Origin of the sequence: Ilumatobacter sp., assembly GCF_049588435.1 — a bacterium.
Taxonomy (GTDB): Bacteria; Actinomycetota; Acidimicrobiia; order Acidimicrobiales; family Ilumatobacteraceae; genus Ilumatobacter_A.
The window spans coordinates 1-4,618 of sequence record NZ_JBAVYV010000168.1 but is presented as its reverse complement, the minus strand read 5'-3'; the positions used below and the strand labels follow the sequence as shown (position 1 = coordinate 4,618).

8 protein-coding genes are annotated in these 4,618 nt (G+C 64.1%); all 8 read left to right on the top strand.

The window, feature by feature from the left end:
• Positions 1-249: hypothetical protein (locus WBV89_RS06185; protein WP_423980462.1), on the top strand; the 249-nt coding region annotated here is incomplete at its 5' end.
• 118 nt (positions 250-367) lie between these two features.
• A complete protein-coding gene (gene secY, locus WBV89_RS06180) occupies positions 368-1,693 on the top strand; it encodes a preprotein translocase subunit SecY (RefSeq protein WP_423980461.1) in 1,326 nt (441 codons plus the stop codon).
• A gap of 10 nt (positions 1,694-1,703) precedes the next feature.
• On the top strand, positions 1,704-2,369 hold the full coding sequence (locus WBV89_RS06175; protein ID WP_423980460.1) for an adenylate kinase: 666 nt from the start codon (positions 1,704-1,706) through the stop codon (positions 2,367-2,369).
• Positions 2,370-2,499: 130 nt separating this feature from the next.
• Positions 2,500-3,165, top strand: a complete 666-nt coding sequence (locus WBV89_RS06170; RefSeq protein WP_423980459.1) for a TetR/AcrR family transcriptional regulator — start codon at positions 2,500-2,502, stop codon at positions 3,163-3,165.
• 213 nt (positions 3,166-3,378) lie between these two features.
• Positions 3,379-3,603, top strand: a complete 225-nt coding sequence (gene infA / locus WBV89_RS06165) for a translation initiation factor IF-1 (RefSeq protein WP_040493585.1) — start codon at positions 3,379-3,381, stop codon at positions 3,601-3,603.
• Between the two features lie 65 nt (positions 3,604-3,668).
• Positions 3,669-3,782, top strand: coding sequence for a 50S ribosomal protein L36 (gene rpmJ / locus WBV89_RS06160; RefSeq protein ID WP_015440432.1), 114 nt, complete (start codon positions 3,669-3,671; stop codon positions 3,780-3,782).
• Positions 3,783-3,822: 40 nt separating this feature from the next.
• Positions 3,823-4,203, top strand: coding sequence for a 30S ribosomal protein S13 (gene rpsM / locus WBV89_RS06155; protein ID WP_423980458.1), 381 nt, complete (start codon positions 3,823-3,825; stop codon positions 4,201-4,203).
• Positions 4,204-4,220: 17 nt separating this feature from the next.
• Entirely contained in the window at positions 4,221-4,616 is a 396-nt protein-coding gene (rpsK, locus tag WBV89_RS06150) for a 30S ribosomal protein S11 (RefSeq protein ID WP_423980457.1), read from the top strand.
• Positions 4,617-4,618 lie beyond the last annotated feature (2 nt).

Genomic DNA, 4,618 nt, shown 5'->3' with positions numbered 1-4,618 from the left:
GTGCAGTACTGCACCACGGATCCCGATTGCGAGGACACGTTCGCAGCCTGGACGAACAGTCAGATCGGTCAGGCCGCGCGGAGGGTCGCAGCGACGCTCGGGTTGATCTTCGTCGGCGGTTGGTTGTTCGCGCTCGGGATCGAGCTGGTGGTGCCACGCCGCGTGAACTCGAGGTTCCGAACGCGCTTCGGCCCGCCGCTTTCGGGGCGGGTCGCCACCGACGGCGGCGCATCCGGCAACCCCGGTTGACCCCGGACAGGTCCGCACGAGGCGCAGGTCGCTCGGGAAGCCGAACGACTCGCTGATAGCCTCGCCGCTGGTCTGCGCTGGCGCGTATGGACCCTCCGATTCCGTCCGAAAGTCATCGATGCTCTCCAACCTGCTGAATGTCTTCAAGATCAGCGACCTGCGCAACAAGTTGCTGTTCGTGCTCCTGATGGTCGCCGTCTATCGACTCGGTGTGGCCATTCGCGTTCCGGGCGTCGACCCGATCGCGATCGAACAGCTGCAGGCCTCGGCCAGCCAGCAGGGCGCACTCGGATTCCTCAACCTGTTCTCGGGTGGGGCGTTCGAATCGTTCTCGATCTTCGCGCTCGGCATCATGCCGTACATCACCGCCAGCATCATCATGCAGGTGCTCGGCGTCGTGATCCCGAAACTGGAGGAACTCCAGCAGGAAGGCGCGATCGGCCAGCGCAAGATCACCCAGTACACCCGCTACGTCACGATCGGACTCGCCACGCTCCAGGCGACCGGACTCGTCTTCATCTTCGGCACCGGGCAGGGGCAGGCGTTCTTCACCCAGGGCCCGCCCACCAACGTTCCGCTGCTCAGTGGCGGGATCTGGCCGCGTGGCTACCTGATCATCCCGACCCTCGTCGCCGGCACCGCCGTCCTGATGTGGATCGGCGAGATGATCTCACAACGAGGAATCGGCAACGGCATGTCGATGGTCATCTTCGCCTCGGTCGTCGCGTCGTTGCCCGGTGGCTTCCTCGGCATCCTGACCCTCAACGGCTGGTTCTGGTTCACGGCGATGGTGCTGCTGACGGTGGCGATCGTGGTCGCGGTCGTGTTCGTCGAACTCGGGCAACGAAGAATCCCCGTCCAGTTCGCCAAACGTGTGGTCGGACGCCGGATGATGGGTGGACAGAACACCTACATCCCGCTCAAGGTCAACCAGTCCGGCGTGATCCCGATCATCTTCGCGAGCTCGATCCTGCTGCTGCCGGTGATCTTCTCGAACGTCCTCGGCGCCGCCGATCCCGACAGCTGGCGCGGCCAGATCCAATCGTTCATCACGGAGTACATCGTCAACCCGGACAACTTCGTCTACGTGGGCATCCTCGCGCTGATGATCGTCGCGTTCGCCTACTTCTACAACTCGATCGCGTTCGACCCGGTGCGCCAGGCCGACCAGCTGCGCAAGCAGGGTGGTTTCATCCCCGGCGTCCGTCCGGGGCCACAGACCGAGCGCTACCTGGGCAAGGCCGTCAACCGGATCACCCTTCCCGGTGCCGTGTTCATCGCCGTGATCGCCACTCTTCCGTATGTTCTGTTGATCATCGCCGGCATCAACTCCTTCGGCTTCGCCGGAACCAGCGTGCTGATCTCGGTCGGCGTCGCACTCGAGTTGATGCGTCAGATCGACAGCCAGCTCACGCTGCGCAACTACGAGGGCTTCCTCAAGTAGGCCGCGGCGCATGATCCCAGGCGCCCGCCTCATCATTCTCGGGCGACAGGGTGCCGGCAAGGGCACGCAGTGCGTGCGTCTGAGCCGACACTTCGTCGTCCCGCACATCTCCACCGGAGACATGCTGCGCGCTGCCGTGCGCGAGGGCACCGACCTCGGTGTCGCCGCGAAGAAGGTGATGGACGCGGGTGGGCTCGTGTCCGACGACATCATGATCGGCATCGTGCGCGATCGCCTCAAAGCGGCCGATGCCGACACCCGCGGATACATCCTCGACGGCTTCCCACGCACGATCGAACAGGCGGAGGCGCTCGACGAACTCACCTCCGAGATCGGCAAGCCGATCGACGTCGTGCTCGACCTCAACGTCCCACGCGAGATCGTCCTCGAGCGGATCTCGTCACGGCGGGTCTGTCGGGACTGTGGAACCAACTACACGGCGACCGGCAACGATCCGAGCCCCTGGATCTGCGATGTGTGCGGCGGTGACGTGATGCAACGCGACGACGACACCCCCGAATCCGTGAACCGTCGCCTCGACCTCTACGAGGAGCAGACGTTTCCCCTGATCCGCCACTACGGCGATCAGAATCGGTTGTCGGTCGTCAACGGGATCGGGCACCCCGATGCCGTCTTCGAGCGACTGGTGAAAGCGGTCGAGCAGAGCCGTCGATGATCCGCCCGCAGCACCCTGTTCGGGTGTTTCGGACCGCCTCATTCGGCGGGCGTACCGCCAGCAGGATTGCACCGGGGTCCCGTCCACTGCCGGAGCACGCTGTGTCGTCGGTCATACTCGCAGCGTGGGCATGACGAACACCCCGGAACCGCGCCGCCGCGGACGACCGCCCGACACGAAGTCGTCCGAGACGCGAGCAGCCATCCTCGACGGCGCGCGCCAGTTGTTCGGCGAGCGTGGGTACGGAGCGGTCACCAACAAGGACCTGGCCGCGGCAGCCGGGGTGACGACCGGAGCGCTGTACCACTATGTCGATTCGAAGCTCGACCTCTACGTGCAGGTGCATCGGGACATGCGCCGCAAGATCTACGAGCGCTTCCGTTCTGCCGACACGTCCGAGCAGACGTTCATCGGCAAGCTCGAGGCGGTTCTGGAGGCCGCCCACGAGCTGAACCGCGACGATCCATCGTTGGCCAAGTTCGTGGGAGCCGTACGCGCCGACACCCGTCGCTATCCCGAGATCGGAGAGCGCCTCGGTGACGCGAACGCCGAGCGTGAGCAGTTCTTCATGAGCATGGTCCAGGCCGGCGTCGGCACCGGCGAGGTCCGCCCCGAGGACACCGAGCTCCTCGAGGAGTTCGTCCGGCTGGTCCTGGTGGGTCTGACCGACGGGTCCAGCGAGTCGCTCGAGCAGCACCGCCGGGCGATCGACAGCCTGAAGGCGATGGTGCGTGGCCAGCTGGTCCGTCCTCCGCAATCGTCCACGATGGCCACACCGCAGCAGTCGGCGTCCTAGCCGCGGCTCCTGAGCACGCGTGACTCGCGTCGCTGCGGATTTCGCGCGTGGAGTCGCGGCGTTCCACCGTTAGCATCGATTCCCGGTCTGTTCGCAGGCCAGGTCGAGCCATGCCGCTCGTCCTCCATCCGTCAGAACAACGAAAACCGAGCCCATCGCCAGCAACAGCGGCCTCTGCGGAGGTGGTGGGCACGATCAGGTGAGGAGAATCCCCTGCCCAAGCCAAAGGAAGATGCGATCGTACTCGAGGGCAAGATCCTCGAGTCGTTGCCGAATGCCATGTTCAAGGTCGAACTCGACAACGGACACGAGGTGCTCGCGCACATCTCCGGAAAGATGCGGATGCACTACATCCGAATCCTTCCAGGCGACAAGGTTCAGGTGGAACTCACTCCGTACGACCTCACCCGGGGTCGGATCACCTACCGGTACAAGTAACCGCGACAAATTGACGGTCTCCGTGACCGGCGAACCCAATCGAACGAACGAGTAGAGAAGCAACCATGAAAGTACGACCCAGCGTCAAGCCGATGTGCGACAACTGCAAGGTGATTCGTCGCCATCGTCGCATCATGGTCATCTGCACGAACCCCCGCCACAAGCAGCGGCAGGGCTGAGCCAGGAATCAGCCCAGGAAGCATCAAGGTAATCAAGCACATGGCACGTATCGCCGGCGTCGACATCCCCCGTGAAAAGCGGTTGGAGATCTCACTCACCTACATCTTCGGAATCGGACTCACGACCTCGCAGACCATCTGCCGGTCGCTCGAGCTCGATCCCGACACCAAGGTCTCGAATCTGACCGAGGACGAGATCAACAAGATCCGCTCCTACGTCGACCAGAATCTGACCATCGAAGGTGACCTGCGACGCAACGTGCAGGGCGACATCAAGCGCAAGATCGAGATCGGCTCGCTCCAGGGCGTCCGCCATCGCAAGGGCCTTCCGGTTCGTGGTCAGCGCACCCACACCAACGCACGTACACGCAAGGGTCCCAAGCGCACCGTTGCCAACAAGAAGAAGGCCGTCCGGAAGTAATCCGGAGAAGGATCGACATGGCAAAGCAAGCACAAACACGCAGGCCGCGAAAGCGTGACCGCAAGAACGTCACCACCGGCGTGATCCACATCAAGTCGTCGTTCAACAACACGATCGTCTCGATCACCGACCCGCAGGGCAACGTCATCGCCTGGGCGAGCTCCGGTGTCGCCGGATACAAGGGCAGCCGCAAGAGCACCCCGTTCGCCGCACAGCTGGCCGCCGAGAAGGCCGCCCGCGCTGCACAGGAGCACGGCTTGCGCCGCGCCGAGGTGCAGGTCAAGGGTCCCGGCTCCGGCCGAGACGCCGCCGTGCGCTCCATCCAGCAGACCGGCATCGAAGTGGTGTCGATCAAGGATGTCACCCCTGTTCCCCACAATGGTTGCCGGCCGCCCAAGCGCCGGCGCGGCTGAGA